Origin of the sequence: Vibrio splendidus (genome assembly GCF_001557875.1) — a bacterium.
GTDB classification, from domain to species: Bacteria; Pseudomonadota; Gammaproteobacteria; order Enterobacterales; family Vibrionaceae; genus Vibrio; species Vibrio splendidus_F.
On sequence record NZ_LNRF01000009.1, the window covers coordinates 119,612 to 137,923 of the forward strand.

At 46.3% G+C, this 18,312-nt stretch carries 17 protein-coding genes; 4 read left to right on the plus strand and 13 right to left on the minus strand.

The features are described from left to right. Positions 1-18: 18 nt before the first annotated feature. From gspL to gspC, 10 genes are all read right to left on the minus strand, one after another. A complete protein-coding gene (gspL, locus tag ATB74_RS18550; RefSeq protein ID WP_061019411.1) occupies positions 19-1,248 on the minus strand; it encodes a type II secretion system protein GspL in 1,230 nt (409 codons plus the stop codon). Continuing rightward, on the minus strand, positions 1,217-2,266 hold the full coding sequence (gspK, locus tag ATB74_RS18555) for a type II secretion system minor pseudopilin GspK (protein ID WP_060983220.1): 1,050 nt from the start codon (positions 2,264-2,266) through the stop codon (positions 1,217-1,219). Before gspK ends, gspL begins: the two co-directional genes overlap by 32 nt. Continuing rightward, a complete protein-coding gene (gspJ, locus tag ATB74_RS18560) occupies positions 2,250-2,999 on the minus strand; it encodes a type II secretion system minor pseudopilin GspJ (RefSeq protein ID WP_060983221.1) in 750 nt (249 codons plus the stop codon). The genes gspK and gspJ overlap by 17 nt, the downstream gene beginning before the upstream one ends. Next, positions 2,986-3,381 (minus strand): type II secretion system minor pseudopilin GspI, encoded by a 396-nt coding sequence (gene gspI, locus ATB74_RS18565; protein WP_060983222.1) that lies wholly within the window; start codon positions 3,379-3,381, stop codon positions 2,986-2,988. The genes gspJ and gspI overlap by 14 nt, the downstream gene beginning before the upstream one ends. Then, on the minus strand, positions 3,368-3,961 hold the full coding sequence (gene gspH / locus ATB74_RS18570; protein ID WP_061019412.1) for a type II secretion system minor pseudopilin GspH: 594 nt from the start codon (positions 3,959-3,961) through the stop codon (positions 3,368-3,370). The genes gspI and gspH overlap by 14 nt, the downstream gene beginning before the upstream one ends. A gap of 65 nt (positions 3,962-4,026) precedes the next feature. Further along, entirely contained in the window at positions 4,027-4,470 is a 444-nt protein-coding gene (gene gspG / locus ATB74_RS18575) for a type II secretion system major pseudopilin GspG (RefSeq protein ID WP_060983223.1), read from the minus strand. An 88-nt stretch (positions 4,471-4,558) separates the two neighbouring features. After that, on the minus strand, positions 4,559-5,779 hold the full coding sequence (gspF, locus tag ATB74_RS18580; protein WP_061019413.1) for a type II secretion system inner membrane protein GspF: 1,221 nt from the start codon (positions 5,777-5,779) through the stop codon (positions 4,559-4,561). Between the two features lies 1 nt (position 5,780). Then, positions 5,781-7,283 carry a type II secretion system ATPase GspE gene (gspE, locus tag ATB74_RS18585; protein WP_060983225.1) on the minus strand — a complete coding sequence of 501 codons (1,503 nt, stop codon included), beginning with the start codon at positions 7,281-7,283 and terminating at the stop codon, positions 5,781-5,783. Next, positions 7,283-9,307 (minus strand): type II secretion system secretin GspD, encoded by a 2,025-nt coding sequence (gspD, locus tag ATB74_RS18590; RefSeq protein WP_061019414.1) that lies wholly within the window; start codon positions 9,305-9,307, stop codon positions 7,283-7,285. The genes gspE and gspD overlap by 1 nt, the downstream gene beginning before the upstream one ends. A 41-nt stretch (positions 9,308-9,348) precedes the next feature. Next, positions 9,349-10,272 (minus strand): type II secretion system protein GspC, encoded by a 924-nt coding sequence (gene gspC / locus ATB74_RS18595; RefSeq protein WP_061019415.1) that lies wholly within the window; start codon positions 10,270-10,272, stop codon positions 9,349-9,351. A 288-nt stretch (positions 10,273-10,560) separates the two neighbouring features. On the opposite strand from gspC, the gene hslR reads away from it, so the two are divergent. From hslR to ATB74_RS18615, 4 genes are all read left to right on the plus strand, one after another. Further along, entirely contained in the window at positions 10,561-10,947 is a 387-nt protein-coding gene (gene hslR, locus ATB74_RS18600; protein WP_060983228.1) for a ribosome-associated heat shock protein Hsp15, read from the plus strand. Positions 10,948-10,965: 18 nt separating this feature from the next. After that, entirely contained in the window at positions 10,966-11,859 is an 894-nt protein-coding gene (hslO, locus tag ATB74_RS18605) for an Hsp33 family molecular chaperone HslO (protein ID WP_060983229.1), read from the plus strand. A gap of 337 nt (positions 11,860-12,196) precedes the next feature. Next, positions 12,197-13,822, plus strand: a complete 1,626-nt coding sequence (gene pckA, locus ATB74_RS18610) for a phosphoenolpyruvate carboxykinase (ATP) (RefSeq protein WP_061019416.1) — start codon at positions 12,197-12,199, stop codon at positions 13,820-13,822. Between the two features lie 154 nt (positions 13,823-13,976). Then, entirely contained in the window at positions 13,977-15,947 is a 1,971-nt protein-coding gene (locus ATB74_RS18615) for an AsmA family protein (protein ID WP_061019417.1), read from the plus strand. A 37-nt stretch (positions 15,948-15,984) separates the two neighbouring features. Here ATB74_RS18615 and ATB74_RS18620 read toward each other — a convergent pair whose 3' ends face one another. The 3 genes from ATB74_RS18620 to ATB74_RS18630 are packed head-to-tail and all read right to left on the minus strand — an operon-like array spanning position 15,985 to position 18,284. Then, complete coding sequence (locus tag ATB74_RS18620; protein ID WP_060983232.1) at positions 15,985-16,920, minus strand: bifunctional GNAT family N-acetyltransferase/hotdog fold thioesterase; 936 nt, start codon at positions 16,918-16,920, stop codon at positions 15,985-15,987. Between the two features lie 16 nt (positions 16,921-16,936). Further along, entirely contained in the window at positions 16,937-17,371 is a 435-nt protein-coding gene (dtd, locus tag ATB74_RS18625) for a D-aminoacyl-tRNA deacylase (RefSeq protein ID WP_054542071.1), read from the minus strand. Beyond that, positions 17,343-18,284 carry a virulence factor BrkB family protein gene (locus ATB74_RS18630; RefSeq protein ID WP_061019418.1) on the minus strand — a complete coding sequence of 314 codons (942 nt, stop codon included), beginning with the start codon at positions 18,282-18,284 and terminating at the stop codon, positions 17,343-17,345. The genes dtd and ATB74_RS18630 overlap by 29 nt, the downstream gene beginning before the upstream one ends. Positions 18,285-18,312 lie beyond the last annotated feature (28 nt).

An 18,312-nucleotide genomic window follows, 5' to 3' on the forward strand; every position in this document is an offset into this window, starting at 1 on the left:
CTGATCTCCTTACGCAGGTTATTGATGGGGTTTAAGAGTAAAGCTGCCAAATACAGCATCGCCATTACGGTTCAATGGACCTTGTTCGACAGTAAACTTCTCTTCGAGCTTCACTCTCGCAGTCTCAAAGTGTTGGAAATCAGAGCTTTTAGCCTGAAGTCGAACCTCAGAGCGGTTGCCATCGTAGCGAATACTTTCGACTTCGATTGACTTCACCTGCCCTAGCGTTTCTGGCAGTAACGCTAGCCAGCCTAGTAAGGAGTCACCATCGCCTGAACCGCCATATTTCTTGGCTTCATCGTTCATCTGACGCTTAAGATAGCTGACTGTTGGGATACGTTGTTTACCTGGCAGCACTGCTCTAAAGATACGTTCACTCTCCATGCGGTAAGCTTGTGCTTGAGCTTCGTATTGTTGAACCTTCAACACTTGTTGAGTCACAATCACAGCCACCAGCAAACAAGCAGCAATCGCTACTTTCTGCCATACGCGCCAATATTTACTGAATGAAGATTTGGTTTTAAAGGTGCCAGTCAGTAAGTTTACGCCGCTTGTGATCGCTTGCTGGCTCAGTAAAGACATCACCAATTCCGCAGGCTTTGCCTGCCAATTCGCACCGCTTTGCTGTTGAACGTCTTCACTCGGCATTGCTGTATAGCTGAAGATAGTCGTCGCTTGCTCTTCGTCATCAGCAACCACCCAATCACTCTGCAAAAACATCGGTAACCATGCTTCGCTGATCGATACTGCTTGATAGTTGCCTTGCCGCAGTAGCCAATGCTGGTCGATCTGCAATGCACTGATGCCAGGTTCTTCAAAAGGCACGGCCAATGTATCTGGCAACACCTTACGGAAGATAATATTGGCTTCACGAAACAGATCTAAAGCTTGCTTTAACCATTCGCGGTCGACACCACACACGGTAGCGTGCGTTGAGTCTTTATCTAAAATCGTCAGGTGTAAGTCTTCGATATCTTGTGCGACTTCGTCTTCTAATAAAAACGGCAGCATAGAGTCGAACTGGCGAGCAGCACCTTTCGGGATCTCAACACGCTTAATTAAGCATTCATTTCCCGGCAATAAAGCGATACAGCTGCGCTTTTCAGCGTAAGGCGTTAACTCATCAAGCTGCTCCCAGCTAGACAACTCGCCACTTGCTATCACTTCTTGTTGGCTTGTCGACCAAACTAACCACTGCACAGGGCTTTGTGGTTCGCTACTCAGTCGAACGGTCAGAAACTCGCTCACTGATTCCTCCAAAACGACGGCGTACTACCGTCACTGTTTCTCGATTACTACTATAGAAAAGCGTCCGTATACGTACACGTGACTGCTCAACTAATACCTCTGCATCTAGCTCAAAATAGGCGCTATCTACAGTTAAATACGCTTTCGCTTTTTTGCTAACTTCGGCACTCACGCCAACAATGGCAGGTTCAGCCATAAAAGCATCCACCGTATCCCAGCCATCAAATGGGCGTTTGTCTATTAGCTGTTTAGCATCTGACTCACTTAAGCCAGGAGCAAACATCGCCTCCAATAAAGGCGCCTGCTTTTCCGTGAGTGTATTCACGTTCAAGCGAAAATCGTCGCTCGGCAGAGCGCAAACAAACGGGCGAACCTTATTCATGACTTCACCCGTGACCTGATAAACCGCTCTTAGCTCAGATTCATCCGCCATTAAGCCATTCGCCGCCAAATAAGATGGCTTCATCGCTTCATAGGTGCTGTCTTCAACCCCCGCTGAAGAGGTGGTTCGGGTATCTGCGTCAACAAATTCCCACGTTGAGTTTGCGATAACCTCAGCCTGATAAGGCTCAACGTCTTGATTTTCTAATAAGGTTTGCCAAACCGTGATCAAATAAGGTGTCTGGTTACTTGAAGTGGTCGTCACCCCAGCTAACGAATTAAGGTTAAAGCAAGCCTGAGCATCAACGATTCGTCCCTTAACTTGACCGTAATCTAATGGGTATACCTGCTCTTCTAGCGCCCATGGTTGACTTAGGTTCACGGTATCACTGTCTTTGTAGCTTTGCCTAATGCCGTCTTGCACCAGCGCTTCTACACCAATGCTGTACCAGTAAGCCTGTTGGTAATTCAGTTGATTACCAACGCGCTTGAATTGCGTAAACAGACGTTCCGACATACTGCCAGCGATAGTTGCCATGATCGCCAGTAGCATCAGAATAATGATCAGTGCGACACCACGCTGCTTGCGACCCATAGCAGACCTTGTCAGTGCAAGCTTGTTAGTTCGATGAGTCATTATTCCCCTCATTACTGCCTGAAGAGTCACTGTTTGAAGAATCATCGGCCTGATCTAGCGTGCCACCGGGAGTGAGATAAACACGCTCTATCTCACCATAATCTTTCAAGGTTAGCTTTAATCTTACCGCTTTCGGTAGCGATTTGTCGGTTTGCCACTCTTTCCCCCAGCGGCTTCCGTCATAAAACTCGAATTCCAAGCTTTCAACATCATCAAGCAAAGGCGTAATCACACCTTCTTGTCCTGCAGGGGTATCGGGGTAACGCCACCACACACGCTCAAGTGTTTCTTCTTTAATGCGGTAACCCACTTTGGTGACTTCTCCGCGAGGAAACTGCTGCTGTGGGTTATGCCAGCCAAGGCGAGTAAACATGATGCCAACGCTGTCGGAATCCAGTAAATACTCTTTAATTAAGATCAGCTTAGATGATGCTTCTTCACCGTTGGTACGAAATTGTCGTACCGCCATCTGGCGAAAATCATTATCTAAAATGACCAAGCTACGTTGCAGTTGGTTTAAACGAGCACTGCGCTCGATTGAAAGCTCGTTGCTGCGCTGAACCTGATTCACTACCTGATAAGCCGCCATACTTAACGTGGCAAAGATCGCGATCGAGACTAAAACCTCAATTAAGGTAAAGCCTCTCCCTTTCGAAGATAGACCTTGTTTATGAGGCACACGCTTATTGTCGGACATGATCTTACTTGACCACATGCTTTTAATTAACCACATAGCTGCGCACCGTGACCACTGGAGAAGCTTGTTTACTGGTTGCCGCACTCACATCAAACGCCTTTAATAAATCATCGCTGGTATCGATGGGAGTCACCTTCCAGAACCACTCTCTTCCCGCCAACTCTTGTGTACCCTGTGCTTTTTTAAGCTTCTCAGGATGCAGCATCACCAAGGCCATTTGATTATCAACGACCATAGCAGCGAAGGTTTTTTCTTCTAGATAACTGAGAGTATTGATGTGCTGCGTAACAGCACGAATCACACTGATCGCTGCCGTTGCGAAAATAGCGAGCGCAACCAATACTTCAAGCAGAGTCATTCCTCGAGAACCAAGGGTCATACCACGAGAACGAGAAGGAGAACGGTTATTCCTCTTCATATTCTTCTCCCGGCTCTAGTAATCGAATGACACCATTATCCAATACTCGAATACGCCAACCATCTTGTATGGTGTCACCCGTATTAGGATAAAACGATAGTACAAACGGTGTCATTTCAGCACTCGACAAGATGTAGATCTGTGGTGGTTTCGGCTTCTTTTCCTCTTCAAGATCCGCAAACATATCTTCATCAAACAAGCTTCCGGGATTGAACAACCGATCATCATCTTCCCATGCACCACCACCTAGAGTCAGTGACAATGCGAGCTCTTCCGGTAGCTCAGTTGAAGAGGGAATTTTTTCAAAGTCGACTTCTTGCCAGCCTTCAGACTTAAGCGCCATCAGTACATAGGTCGATTTCTTTTCATCAACCCGAACGCCAAAATCCAAGCCACTTAAAATAGCTTCTTCATTGAGTAGCTGAACTCGCTGATAAAAGCTTTGAGCGTATTTTTTAGCAACATCTTTACTATTGGTAGGAATGGTCGCGATCACCGCGACCGCCGTTACTGACAGTAATACCAACACCAAAAGAATCTCAATTAAGGTGAAACCTGGCTGTGTTTGCTTAGTTTTCACCTTTAGACTCCATCTGTTTACGTCCTAACATCAAATAACGGCATCAAGTGACAATAAGCCTAGGCTTACTGAAAGTCTTGCATGTTCCAGTTGCCGATATCCGCAGCAACACCTTCACCACCTTCTTGGCCATCAGCGCCAAGTGTAAAGATATCGATAGTGCCGTTATCACCAGGGCTTAGGTATTGGTACTCATTGCCCCATGGGTCGTTAGGTAGACGCTTGATGTAGCCACCGTCACGGTAGTTACGAGGCTCAGGGCTACTTGGTTTAGAAACCAATGCATCAAGACCTTGATCCGTTGTTGGGTAAACGCTGTTATCCAGTTTGTACATATCGAGCGCATTCTCTAGCGCCACGATATCAGTGATGGCTTTTTGTTGGTCAGCCTTCTCTTTGTTACCCAATAGGTTAGGTACAACAAAGCTCGCCAATACGCCAAGGATAACCACAACAACCATCACTTCTAATAGGGTAAAGCCTGATTGTTTCTTCATTCTGTTTTTCATTATTTTCTCCAAATTACAGACAGCGAGTTGAAGGTAATAATGTCCTTCTTCTCGATAATCCAAAAACTAACGTCTTGTGAGCAGTCATTTAGCCGCTCATTAAATTATTCATTTCAAGCATCGGCATTAAGGTCGCCATCACAATGAACAGCACTAAGCCTGCCATCAAAGCGATAAGTGCTGGTGTGAAAATACCTAGCGCGATATTCACGGTCGATTCAAAGCTTTGGTCTTGGTTGTCCGCCGCTCTTGTCAGCATTTGTTCTAACTGACCACTCTGCTCACCACTGGCGATCATATGCAGCATCATTGGAGGGAAGAGTTTGGTTTGATCGAGCGCTTTACGCAGGCTTGCCCCTTCTCTAACACTATCTGATGCCTGTAATACTTGTTGCTTCACATGGTGATTCGACATTACATCAACCGCCACTTTCATCCCTTCAAGAATAGGAATCGCACTCGAAGTACAGATAGAGAGTGTTCGTGCAAAACGAGAGGTATTAATCCCTTTTGCTATTTTGCCGATCAGTGGAATGCTTAATAGCTTGCGATCCCAACTCATGCGAACGCCCGGTTTTTTCAGCGCGGTCTTAATCAACACAATCACACTAATGATCAACAACAGTAATTGGATACCCCAATTCTGGATAAATTCACTCGATGCCAATAAAAATTGTGTCGATTGAGGAAGCTCTTGGCCCATTTGGATAATAGGCTCGACAATCTTAGGTACCACGGTTGCCAACAGGAACGAAACAATCGTCACCGCAAACACCACCAGCACCACAGGGTAGATCATCGCTTGTAGCAGCTTAGAGCGCATCTTCTGGCGGTTTTCTGCATAATCGGCCAACCGCTCCAATACCGCATCTAAGTGACCCGATTTCTCACCAGCCGCAACCATGGCTCTAAACAGTTCATCGAAGATGTGTGGGTAATCAGCCAAGCTATCCGCTAGCGAATAACCTTCCGTTACCTTCGAACGAACCGCCAGTAGCATGGTTCGAATGCGTGGCTTTTCAGATTGCTCCGCCACGGCCTTCAGACACTCTTCTAGCGGCATACCAGACTGAACGAGCGTGGATATTTGTCGAGTAATTAAAGCAAGATCAGGTGTACTGATACCACGCTTAAAGCTGGTCGAGGGCTGAGCACCTTTCGCAGTTTTAGCCTTGGCTTCAGTCATCTCAACCGGCATCAAGCCTTGTTCTTTCAAGCGTTGGCGAGCCTGACGAGCGTTATCCGCTTCAATAGAGCCTTTTTTGCTCTTACCTTTGGCATCCAGTGCTTTGTATTCAAATGCCGCCATACTAGACTTCCTTGGTCACACGCATCACTTCTTCTAAGGACGTTACCCCTTTCAGAACTTTGCTCAAGCCATCATCTCGAATACTTGGGGTTGTGCCACGAATTGCTTTCTCAATCGCCTGTTCGCCAGCTTCACTGTGAATAAGCTCTTGCACCGAGTCGTCAATCATCAGGAGTTCATGAATACCGGTACGGCCTCGATAGCCTTTGTGACTGCAGTTTTCACACCCTTTGGCATGGTAAAGCGTCAAGCTGTCTTTCTTCTTCAACCCAAACAGCTTCTTCTGCTCTTTATCCGCTTCGTAAGGTTCTTTACAGTCGTTACACAGGGTGCGAACCAAGCGCTGAGCCAAAACACCCAGCAGTGAAGAAGAAATCAAGAAGGGTTCGATGCCCATATCACGTAGACGTGTAATCGCACCGATTGCCGTATTGGTGTGAAGGGTCGACATTACTAAGTGACCGGTCAAAGAGGCTTGAACAGCGATCTCAGCGGTCTCTAAGTCACGTATCTCACCAATCATTACCACATCCGGGTCTTGACGAAGAATGGCACGTAAACCACGCGCAAAGGTCATATCAACCTTAGGGTTCACTTGTGTTTGGCCAATGCCATCGATATCGAATTCGATTGGGTCTTCAACGGTTAGAATATTTCGCTCATTACTGTTGAGCTCTTGCAGGCCAGCGTACAAGGTCGTTGATTTACCAGAACCCGTAGGACCAGTAACCAAGATGATACCGTGTGGGCGCTGAATAAGTTTTCGGAAGTTTTCGTGGTTCTCTGCCGTCATGCCTAAACTGTGCAGGTCTAGACGAGTCGCGTTCTTGTCCAACAGACGCATTACCACACGCTCACCGTGCGAAGACGGCATGGTTGAAACACGAACATCGACCGCTCGACCACCGATACGCAGAGAAATACGACCATCTTGTGGCACGCGTTTTTCCGCAATATCTAGCTTAGCCATAACCTTGACACGTGACACCAACAGCGGAGCCAGTTTACGGCTCGGCGCTAACACATCACGCAACACACCATCAATACGGAAACGGATAGACAGTGATTTCTCAAACGTTTCGATATGAATATCCGAAGCACCCTCTTTGATCGCCTCACCCAACATCGCGTTAATTAGCTTGATGATTGGTGCATCGTCTTCCGATTCAAGTAAGTCTTCATCTTGTGGCAGCTCTTCAGCTAGCGAGAAGAAGTCGTCGTTGTCAGCACCAATGTCTTCCATTAGCTGACGAGCTTCCGACGAGTCACGCTGATACGCATCGGTCAATTTTTTATCAAATTCGTCTGCGCTGATCGCTTGTGGCGTGAAGCCATTTTTCACCACACGGCTTACTTCAATGATCGCCGCCGATTTTAGAGGCTCCACATAATAAAGTACCGGCGGACGCTCTGGGTGCTGATATTCCAACACCATCTTGTAGCGGTTCGCAAAGCTAAACGGCAAGCGCTGATAAGTACGTGCCGCCCCTACCAATTCAGCCATTACTCTGTTTCCATTTGATCGATGAAGGCTTGGATTTCAGCCGGGTGGTTCATATCTGCACCAAATTTAGGCAGTACTGGAATATTATCGTCGGCCATCAGTTTCAAACCTTGCTCCGCCTTGTACAACTGCTCAGCACGGATGAAATTGTATTTACGCTGAGTGATGCCGTCTGCTGTCATGCCATCACGGATGATGGTTGGCTTAATGAATACCATTAGATTCTTTTTCTCAACCTGAGTACTGGTTGATTTGAACAGGTGCCCAAGAACAGGAATATCACCTAAGAATGGCACCTTAGATTCACTCTCTAGCGCTCGCTCATCAATCAGGCCACCCAGCACTAGCATTTGACCATCTTGAACAATCACAGACGTATTTAGCTGTCGCTTAGCAAAACGCACATCAACCGCACCATTTGCGCCTAATACGTTCGATACTTCTTGTTCAATATTCAGCTGAACCGAATCACCTTCATTGATTTGTGGCACTACTTTCAGCTTGATACCGACTTCTTTACGTTCAACCGTTTGGAATGGATTATCGTTGCTTGAACCTGCTGTTGAACCTGTTAAAACAGGCACCTCTTCACCCACAATGAATGACGCTTCGCCGTTGTCCATCACGGTAATACTTGGAGAAGATAGGATGTTTGAGTTTGAATCGGTCGCTACCGCACTAATAAGTGCAGTCCAGTCACCCATCACCACACTCATAGCCGCGCCATTAACACCTGAAAGTGCAGAGGCTAATGTTGAATAATCACCTTCTTCAGTCGTGGTTTCGTTTCGTAGGAATTTTCCGTCAGAGTCATAAACAGCGGTGGTTGTCGTAGAATCTTTTGCTTCTTCTAGGCCAACCATCACACCACCAATCGACGCACCAGTGTTGCTGTACTGGATCATTGCACCCGTTTCTAAGTTACCCCACTGCACACCAAGATTAACGCCGTCACCTTCTGCCATTTCGACAATCAAGGCTTCGATCAATACTTGAGCACGACGAATATCCAGTTGTGCGATCACGTCTTGCAGCGCATTCATGATGTCTGGCTGTGCAGTAATAACCAAAGAGTTGGTATCACTGTGGGCGGAAATCATTACTTGGTTACGTTGCGATGAGCTGCCTTTGGTTGATGACTGCTTCTCTGATTGTAGGTTGTCCGACACGCCTTTCAGCACATCAACAAGATCTTCTGCTTTTGCGTATTTGAGGTAAATAACTTGGTTGTTACCCTTAGTTGCCATTTCGACATCAAGCTGCTCAATAAGCTTTCTTAGTCGGCTACGAACCTTAGGGTCACCTGAAATCAGAATCGCATTGGTACGCTCATCAGCAACTAATTTAGGTTGTAGGAAGGCAGGTGTGTTTTTAGCATCTGTGGTTTTGCTTAATGCATCAACGATACGTACCATTTCTGCCGCAGAAGCATTCTTTAGCTCAACGACTTCGATTTCTTTATCACCCGCTTGGTCAACGCGCTTGATGATTTCAGCTAAACGGTTTACTACCGCCGCTCGGCCTGTAATAAGGATGATGTTGGCTGGGTCGTAGTGCACAACATTACCCGCACCTGCATTGTCGTTCAATTGGCGAAGCAAAGGAGAAAGTTCACGAACCGAGACATTACGAACCGTCACTACGCGTGTCACGACACTATCACCAGCGATCGAATCACGGTCACCAACAACAGGAATGGCAGAGGTTTTAGAGTCTTTGGCTTTGATGATCTTAAGAACACCCGAGTCCATTTCAACGACCGCGTAGCCATACACCTCTAATACGTTTAAGAAGAAGCTGTAATATTGCTCTTCATTCAATACGTCGTAGCTGCGTACATCGATTTTTCCGCGCACCGATGGATCAACGATGATGGTCTTCTCTAGGTTACGACCAACAATATTAATAAACTCTTGGATATCAGTGCCTTTAAAGCTGGCACTAAAATCACTCGCGATGGCTGCGGGTGTGCAGATCAAGCTTCCTGCCAATAACCATGCACTTTTCTTAAACCAATGCTTCACGTACTTCTCCTACACTTTCGTCCTTCGTTAGACGCAAAGTTTTAAAATTCAATAAACACTTCATGTTGTTGACCATCTCTCTCGACGACGAGATTTAACTCTGTCAGCTCTGAGATAGAACGGAATATGTTGCCCATAGCGGCTGGGTCTGTCAGGTCTTGTCCATTTAACTGAGTAGCAATATCTCCGTTTTGGAGCCCTACTGAATTAAAAAGTTCTGAATCTTTGCCAGGGCTCACACGATAACCGATCACACTGTCGTCGCGCTTCACCTGAGACAGTCGAACATATTGGAAGATTTGTTGCGGATCTTTCATTATCTTCGCTTTAATTTCATCGAGCTTCTCTTCTGCTGAAGCTGGGTTATTACCGCGAACCGAAGAAGAGGTGCGAGGTGCTGCAGGCGCTGATACTGCCAAACGCTTGTACTCGATACCTTCGAGCATCAAAGTTTCATCTCGCCCTGAGTTATCAATGATCACGCGATCCACTAATACGGCTTTGAGCTTAGCTCGGGTGCCTTCAATCTCTTCATTAATTCCGTAAGTCGCTTGTGTACCGCGATTGGCAATCACCGCTAAGCTCAATTTTGGATTTGAGCTCGCTACCGCACCAACCAAAACCAAGTTCAGTCGCGTCTTTGGTGCATCTTGAATAACTTGCTGTTCAACTACAGCTGGCGTGGTTGGGTTATAAGCACCAAACATGTTGCTCTGCTGCAAAGAAGAGATATCAAGGATCGATTGGGGAGTAGAAGAGGATGAAGCTGTTGCTTTCCAAGGCACGACGGTGTGCTCAGCAGGTTCAATAAACCATGCAAGCTGTCCTAAAATCCATGCGGAAGCTGCAATCAATACACAGCACGTCGCTAGACTTAATTTCTGCTGGAGTACAAATCCGTTCTCTAACAAGCGGCTCAACACAGGAGAATTTCCTACGCGACTTTTGAGCTCTAAAAAGTTCACTTTCCTTGCCCCTTTTCATGACGGCAAACGCTGTAAATTATTAAACTTTCAGCTTTTTTATTCATTCGTTCGATACCGAGCTTATTTAAGCATAAGATCCTGAACTATATCATAGCAAATCTATAAATCGGCATTACATGGCTATTTTGTATTATGACTTGAAAAAAATGCCAACCGCCTCCACATAAAACCTCTATCTAATGTGATAAGCATCATCAAAAACATGTTGCGCACTGTTCACTACAGTTAAACCGCATTCATTTCTCACTTAATAAGGCACAGCCCTATATGAAAACTTCTAATGAAGCTGTCAGACTCGATAAATGGTTGTGGGCAGCACGCTTTTACAAAACTCGGTCTATTGCTCGTAACATGGTCGATGGTGGCAAAGTCCACTATAATGGTCAGCGCAGCAAGCCAAGTAAAATTGTCGAACTTGGGGCAGTGATTACACTGCGCCAAGGTAATGAAGAAAAGACGGTGACTATCGAGAGAATCTCAGCCCATCGTGGCGGAGCTCCGATCGCTCAAACCCTCTATGAAGAAACCACCGAGAGCTTGGCAAAAAGAGAAGAGTTTGCGACACAACGTAAACTAAATGCTCATAACCCAGCTCCAGAGCGTCGCCCTGATAAGAAGCAACGTCGTGACATCATCAAGTTCAAGCATCAATAAGCTAGAAGGAATAGCCAAATGGCAGACCCAATGTCTACAAGTAATGTTTTAAATCGCTACCTATTTGAAGACCTATCAGTACGTGGTGAATTGGTACAAATGGATGAAGCGTACCAACAAATTATTTCTAGCAAGGAATACCCAGCACCAGTACAAAAGCTACTGGGTGAGCTACTGGTATCAACAACGCTACTAACTGCGACCCTAAAGTTTGAAGGATCTATCACTATGCAATTGCAAGGTGACGGCCCAGTATCTCTAGCAGTTATCAATGGCGATCACGATCAAAAGATCCGTGGTGTTGCTCGCTTTGAAGGCGATATCGCAGACGACGCAGGTCTACACGACCTAATGGGCAAAGGCCACCTAGTGATCACTATCGATCCTAAGAAAGGTGAGCGTTACCAAGGCATCGTTGGCCTTGAAGGTGACACGCTTGCCCAAGTACTTGAAGGCTACTTCGCTAACTCGGAACAACTTAAGACTCGTCTATGGCTGCGCACTGGCGAACATGAAGGCAAAGCACACGCTGCAGGTATGTTGCTACAAGTGATGCCAGACGGCACTGGTACGCCAGATGACTTCGAGCACCTAGAGCAGTTAACTGACACCGTTAAAAACGAAGAGCTATTCTCTCTAGAAGCGAACGAATTGCTTTACCGCCTGTACAACCAAGAAAAAGTACAACTGTTCACACCACAACCAGTTCAGTTCTTCTGTGGGTGCTCTCGCGAAAGAAGTGGCGCTGCTATCATTACCGTTGCTCAAGAAGAGATCTACGACATCCTAAGCACCGAAGGAAGCGTTGGTCTTCACTGCGATTACTGTGGCACAAACTACTCGTTCGACAAGAACGATGTTGATGCTCTGTACGCAGAAGCAGCAGATAAAGGCAGTAATACGGTTCATTAATTTACGGCGTACCAAAAACACGTAATTTACCCCAAAAAGGTCAGCGCAAAGCTGGCCTTTTTTGTGATCAAAATAGCGCAAAGTCCGTAACATCTCGTAATAAAATCACCGCTTAATTTTAATCAATTAATAATGTTCTCGCCCCTAGCGCAAAGGTTTGCGTACAGGATAGACTAGTTGGGCCAATATGTGACGAGACGCTTAAAACCCTATGGTTAATATGGATATTTTTTGAGCTGTATCCCTGTTTCCCCCGAGTCTCGTTGCTAGCATGGTGAGCAGATAACAATAAAAAATTAATACAAAATCCCTACAAAATATCCTACAAGGAGCACCTATGACCGTTATGGAACATACAAAGGCTGCACAAATTGATCTAACTAAGCACGGACTGACTGGCGTTACTGAAGTTCTTCGTAATCCTAGCTACGAGCAGTTATTCGTTGAAGAAACACTGCCAGGTTTGGAAGGCTACGAAAAAGGCGTAGTAACGGAACTAGGCTCTGTTGCGGTAGACACTGGTATCTTTACTGGCCGCTCACCAAAAGATAAGTACATTGTTAAAGATGACACGACCCGCGATACCATGTGGTGGTCAGATCAAGGCAAAAATGACAACAAACCGATTACAACTGAAGTATGGAATGAGCTTAAAGAGCTTGTGACAACTCAGCTATCTGGCAAGCGCCTGTTTGTCATCGACGGTTATTGTGGTGCTAACCCTGATACGCGCTTAAGTGTACGTATTATCACTGAAGTAGCGTGGCAAGCGCACTTCGTTAAGAACATGTTCATTCGTCCAACTGACGAAGAGCTAGCAACGTTCGAACCTGATTTCGTGGTAATGAACGGTGCTAAAACAACCAACCCTAACTGGGAAAAGCAGGGTCTAAACTCTGAAAACTTCGTTGCTTTCAACCTAACAGAGCGCGTTCAAATCATCGGTGGTACTTGGTACGGCGGTGAGATGAAGAAAGGCATGTTCGCAATGATGAACTACCTGCTTCCTCTGCAAGGTATTGCTTCAATGCACTGTAGTGCAAACGTCGGCGAGCAAGGCGATGTTGCCATCTTCTTCGGCCTATCTGGTACAGGCAAAACAACGCTTTCAACCGATCCTAAGCGTGAGCTAATCGGTGATGATGAGCACGGTTGGGATGACGATGGTATCTTCAACTTCGAAGGTGGTTGTTACGCGAAGACTATTCGTCTATCTAAAGAAGCAGAACCTGAAATCTACAATGCAATCCGTCGCGATGCACTACTAGAAAACGTAACGGTTCGTGGTGATGGTTCTATCGATTTTGATGACGGTTCAAAAACTGAGAACACTCGTGTTTCTTACCCGATTCACCACATCGACAACATCGTTAAGCCAGTATCAAAAGCCGGTCACGCTCAAAAGGTTATCTTCCTGACTGCTGATGCATTCGGTGTACTACCACCCGTTTCTAAACTGACTCCAGAGCAAACTAAGTACCACTTCCTATCTGGCTTCACTGCGAAACTAGCGGGCACTGAGCGTGGTATTACTGAGCCAACGCCAACCTTCTCTGCGGCATTTGGTGCAGCATTCCTAACACTTCACCCGACTCAGTACGCTGAAGTGCTTGTGAAGCGTATGGAAGCGGCTGGCGCTGAAGCTTACCTAGTCAACACTGGTTGGAACGGTACTGGCAAGCGTATCTCTATCCAAGATACGCGCGGCATCATCGACGCTATCCTAGATGGCTCAATCGACAACGCTGAGACTAAGGTTATCCCTATGTTTAACCTAGAAGTACCTCTAGCGCTGCACGATGTTGACCCAGCGATCCTTGACCCACGCGATACGTACACTGACCCTCTACAATGGGAAAGCAAAGCGAAAGATCTAGCAGAGCGCTTCATCAACAACTTTGATAAGTACACTGACAACGCTGAAGGTAAATCACTGGTTGCGGCTGGCCCTCAACTGGACTAACCCAATCATCTGCTCGGGCTTAGCCAAAAGCGAACGCCCAATTTAAAGTGATATTTTTGTAGCAAGCCCCTCTTTTGAGGGGCTTTTTTGTTGCTGCTTGCCCCTTTTTGTTCCACTCTGTTTTGAGACTATTGAAATTTAAGGCTTTCAGGGAATGAAAAAGGTATTGATGGTGTTCGGCATTGTGTTGGCTATCGCCGTTGCAACTATCGCAGCGTTGCTATTAAGCCTGCAGACCCAATACCGTGCGGATGTTGCTAACTTTTTTATCAAACATACGATCGAACAACCTGTACTCATTGAAGATGTTGAGTATCAGGCGCCTTATCACATCACCTTAATGGGCATTACCCAAAGCCAACCTGAAAAACAGACACCTCTGTATATCGACAAAATCGATCTTTGGTTCAGTCCCAACTCAATTACAGAGGGCAAACTGGTCTTTGAATCTGTTTTGATCAGTGGCCTGCAATTAGAAGCAGACGATCTAAGAACACTGACATCTTTATTTACCCAGCCAAACATCAAGCTCCACCAGCTGGCCATCAACAATCTCGACTTTTCGACGCCAGAGTTTAATGCGCGAGGCATCGACCTGCAGATCTCTGACCCAAGGTGGCACGACGACAACTCGCTTCTACCTTATGGAAAAACCCAACTCTCTGCCTCACAACTGTATTGGCAAGGTGAAGCATTCGATAATCTGTTGATTGACCTAGACCTAAAGCCGAGTGATAGCACCCTTTATGGTGCTTCCTTTGACTGGCGTGGCGCCAAGATTTCAGGGCAAGCAGAGCAATATAAGCATGACTGGTCGCTAGTGAATGTCACCGTCGATGGCTTACGGCTCAATCAGCAGCAAACTCAGAGCCTACGAAGCAAAGAATGGGATGTGGCAGGCATTCATATCAACCACATCAACAGCTTAGACATCCTGCGTAGCGACATCGAATGGCAAGATGGTCACCTAACAGCCTTTGATGCCTCACTAGAAAATATCCAACTGCCCTTTGAACTGTGGAAGCAGAAGAAAGCCATTTTCTCTCTGCAAGCAGAAGGGGTGAGCATTGATGATGACATGTTCATCGAGCCAAATATCAAGCTAAGCCTAGAGCCAAACCAGATTCTAATCGAAGATTTCTATACTCAATTCCTGCAGGGCACTGTACAACTCACTGGCGAAGTCACCCCTAGCAGCATTGAATTAGAGCAGCTCGACCTGCAAGGCATAAAATGGGTCACTGAAAACCAAGATAACCCTCTAGCCGCCGCTCGCCTATTACCTTGGCTTACAAAGCTTCAGCAAGCCTCTATAGACCGCCTGAATGTAGAACGCACCCAACTCATTCAACTTGCACAAAAGCCTTACTGGCAAGTCTCTGGGCTGCACATTGAAGGACATCAAGTTCAGTTGCTTCAAGAACGGAAACTAGGATTATGGCAAGGCAAACTGATGGCCAGCGCAAACGATGCCAGTTACCAAAACATTGTTAGCGCACAGCCGGTGGTTGAGATGAATAGCGAACAAGGGAAATGGACGCTGACACGTCTGTTTGCGCCACTCAGGAATGGTTATATTGAAGCCAATGCAACACTCGATTTTAACCAAATCAGCAAGCCATGGAGCTTAGATATCTCTGCCGATGGGTTACCGATAGCGCCCATGCTACAGCAACTTGAATTACCACTCGATGCAACTGGTTATGGCGAGTTTGAACTTCAAGCCGCAGGTTTATATGGCGACTCACTGATGCTTGGTTACTCAACCACAGGGCAATTCACAGGCAGCGTTCGCCAAGGTGTGATGACCTTTAACGACAAGCTTTCTGAAACATCGACTGATAATGTGTTTGAAATCCCAGAGCTCAATGCGAATTTTGACCGTGGACGCTTCACTCTCGAACCGATGCACATTATTGGTGCATCGGCAGCAGAGCAAGGCGAACAAAGGATTCAAACGCTCAATGGTGAGGTTTCTGGAAAGCTCGACTTGCTTAAAGCCGATCAACACACCCTCTCGATTACCCTATCGGACACATGCCATCAAATCTCAGGCAAGCTCACCCAAGCTGAGTATTCTGAGATTAACAACTGCCAACAAAAAAGCGCCACTCCTCAGGAGTAGCGCTTTCAGTCAATCTTTACAGTATTACCGGTGTTAGCTATTCGCTCTCATTTGAATCTGTCGAGAGTATCTTTTTATAGTCGGGGATCAACATGTAGGTTCCGGTAAACTCTACCGCTTCCACATCACCACTGTTAATAGTCACATGAATGATGATACGTGCCTTTCTGCCCGACGCGAGGCGGTCTAAATCCCCACTGATCCCATCCAAAGAGGTAGAGGCTACTGGGTTTTGCTCGACTGGATGACGATAACGAATATTGCTGTCTGCCAATACGATATCACCAGTCAGTCCACGCTCTTTCATCAATAACCAAGTCATCCCCCAACCGGTTAAGGTCGCTAGAGTGAACGCTGAGCCCGCAAACATGGTGTTATGAGGGTTCAAGTTGGGATTCAGCTGAGCACTGCACTCAAATTGGTAACCCGTGTATTGGTTAATCTTGATACCCATCTTGTCACTGATCGGGATCTGATGTTCCCAACGTTGCTGAAGCTCATTACACCACTCAGGCTTACGCAGAACATCTGCCATTGGATCAAGCTGTTTCACCATCTGTTGGTGGCGCACAGGGCCACGTTGATCATTAATTTCACCGCGACGTTCAAACTCATTCTTCTCATAGAATGAGATCGCATCTTCACGTGCATTACACACCAAACGCTTAGCACCCTCTTGGCGAGCCAATGACTCAAGCGCGACTAGAATCAACGAACCCATACCTTTACTACGGCGAGAGTTCTTAACCGCCATGTAGCGGATCTGACCTTCTAGATCTGGGGTGATATACAGACGACCAATCGCCATCGGACGACCTCGACCATCAACAATCATGCGATGGTGACTCATTGGGTCATATTCATCGCGCTCAGAACCTACCGGCATTCGCCAAGGTTCACGGAGCATCTGCCAACGAAAATGGTAATACTTATTTAGTTGATTTTCGGTGGTCGGTGTTATGAGTTTAAACATGCTTATTCCTTTAAGCCTAAACCTGCAGCCAGAATGTCACAGGGCCATCATTAACCAAAGACACTTTCATGTCGGCTGCAAATCGGCCACGTTCCGTTGGCAACACTGATTCACATTGGTCAGAGAAATAGTTGTAAAGACGCTCAGCATCTTCAGGGGGAGCACCACGAGAAAATCCTGCTCGTGTTCCTTTCTTGGTATCGGCTGGCAGAGTGAATTGAGACACCACTAATACCTTACCTTCTACCTGCTTCACGTTGAGGTTCATTTTATCGTCTTCATCTCCAAAGACACGATAAGTAGTTACTCGTTCCATCAAACGTTTGGCTTTGGCTTCGTCATCACCTTTTTCTACGCCTAACAGAACCAATAAGCCTTGCTCAATCTCACCAACGACTTCGCCATCAACACGGACGGCAGCTTCACTTACTCTCTGGATCAGTGCTATCACTGTTGTTTCCTTGCTCTGTGATTTTGTCTTTATCCGACGAGTGTACCATTTCTTTCGAGTCACTCCACTGTTCCTGCTCACCCAATGCGGCCGTCACCTCAGCACCCACCAGTACGATCAACCAGCACAAATACACCCAGACAAAAAGAATAGGAATTGCCGCTAATGCGCCATAAATCAACTGGTAAGAAGGGAATTGCGTAATGTAGGCTGCAAAGCCTTTCTTACTGAGTTCGAACAACAGAGCCGCAACCAGAGAGCCCGCTGCTGCATGAGAAAAGTGTATCTTTTTGTTGGGAACCAGCAGGTACAAACCGAAGAATGCAAAGAAAGAGAGAATCAAAGGAAGTTTGCGAATCACGGTATTAAAGGCACCAGACACAACCTCATTTTGCAGTAAGCTCAATGATGTCACGTAAGACGTTGCAGCAATGCTCGCACCGACCAAGATAGGTCCAAGCGTGAGCACCATCCAGTACATAGAAAAAGACAGCACTGCACGTCGCTTTTCCGTTACTCGCCAGATGTAGTTTAAGTTTTTATCAATATTGGAGATCAGCATCAGCGCTGCAATGAATAAGAACACACTACCTACCGCCGTCATCTTGCCGGTATTGGCAACGAACTCTAACAAAGCACCGTGCACCGCATCTCCTGATGCTGGAACAAAGTTGGTAATGACGAAATTTTGAATCACCACGCCAACATCAGCAAAGACTGAGAATGACGACAAGATAGAGAGCAAAACCGTCAACATCGGCACAATTGAGAGCAAGGTAATGTACGCCAAGTACCCCGCATTCACGTTGACTCTATCATGTGTCATGCGCGCCAAAAGATAGCGGGAAAACTGAATGCTGAGTGTGCCGACCTTTTTTATCTTCAACTTGTAACTCCCTGGTAACTCGTTCATAGTTCTAATTAATATTCCGTTACTTAAC

Excerpts from the sequence above, each read along its gene's own strand:
- hslO (WP_060983229.1), top strand. The coding sequence starts at position 10,966 with ATGGCAGACCCAATGTCTACAAGTAATGTTTTAAATCGCTACCTATTT.
- gspI (WP_060983222.1), bottom strand. The coding sequence starts at position 3,381 with ATGAAGAGGAATAACCGTTCTCCTTCTCGTTCTCGTGGTATGACCCTT.
- ATB74_RS18630 (WP_061019418.1), bottom strand. The coding sequence starts at position 18,284 with ATGAACGAGTTACCAGGGAGTTACAAGTTGAAGATAAAAAAGGTCGGC.
- ATB74_RS18615 (WP_061019417.1), top strand. The coding sequence starts at position 13,977 with ATGAAAAAGGTATTGATGGTGTTCGGCATTGTGTTGGCTATCGCCGTT.
- ATB74_RS18620 (WP_060983232.1), bottom strand. The coding sequence starts at position 16,920 with ATGTTTAAACTCATAACACCGACCACCGAAAATCAACTAAATAAGTAT.
- pckA (WP_061019416.1), top strand. The coding sequence starts at position 12,197 with ATGACCGTTATGGAACATACAAAGGCTGCACAAATTGATCTAACTAAG.
- gspJ (WP_060983221.1), bottom strand. The coding sequence starts at position 2,999 with ATGTGGTTAATTAAAAGCATGTGGTCAAGTAAGATCATGTCCGACAAT.
- gspE (WP_060983225.1), bottom strand. The coding sequence starts at position 7,283 with ATGGCTGAATTGGTAGGGGCGGCACGTACTTATCAGCGCTTGCCGTTT.
- gspG (WP_060983223.1), bottom strand. The coding sequence starts at position 4,470 with ATGAAAAACAGAATGAAGAAACAATCAGGCTTTACCCTATTAGAAGTG.
- gspK (WP_060983220.1), bottom strand. The coding sequence starts at position 2,266 with ATGACTCATCGAACTAACAAGCTTGCACTGACAAGGTCTGCTATGGGT.
- gspF (WP_061019413.1), bottom strand. The coding sequence starts at position 5,779 with ATGGCGGCATTTGAATACAAAGCACTGGATGCCAAAGGTAAGAGCAAA.
- hslR (WP_060983228.1), top strand. The coding sequence starts at position 10,561 with ATGAAAACTTCTAATGAAGCTGTCAGACTCGATAAATGGTTGTGGGCA.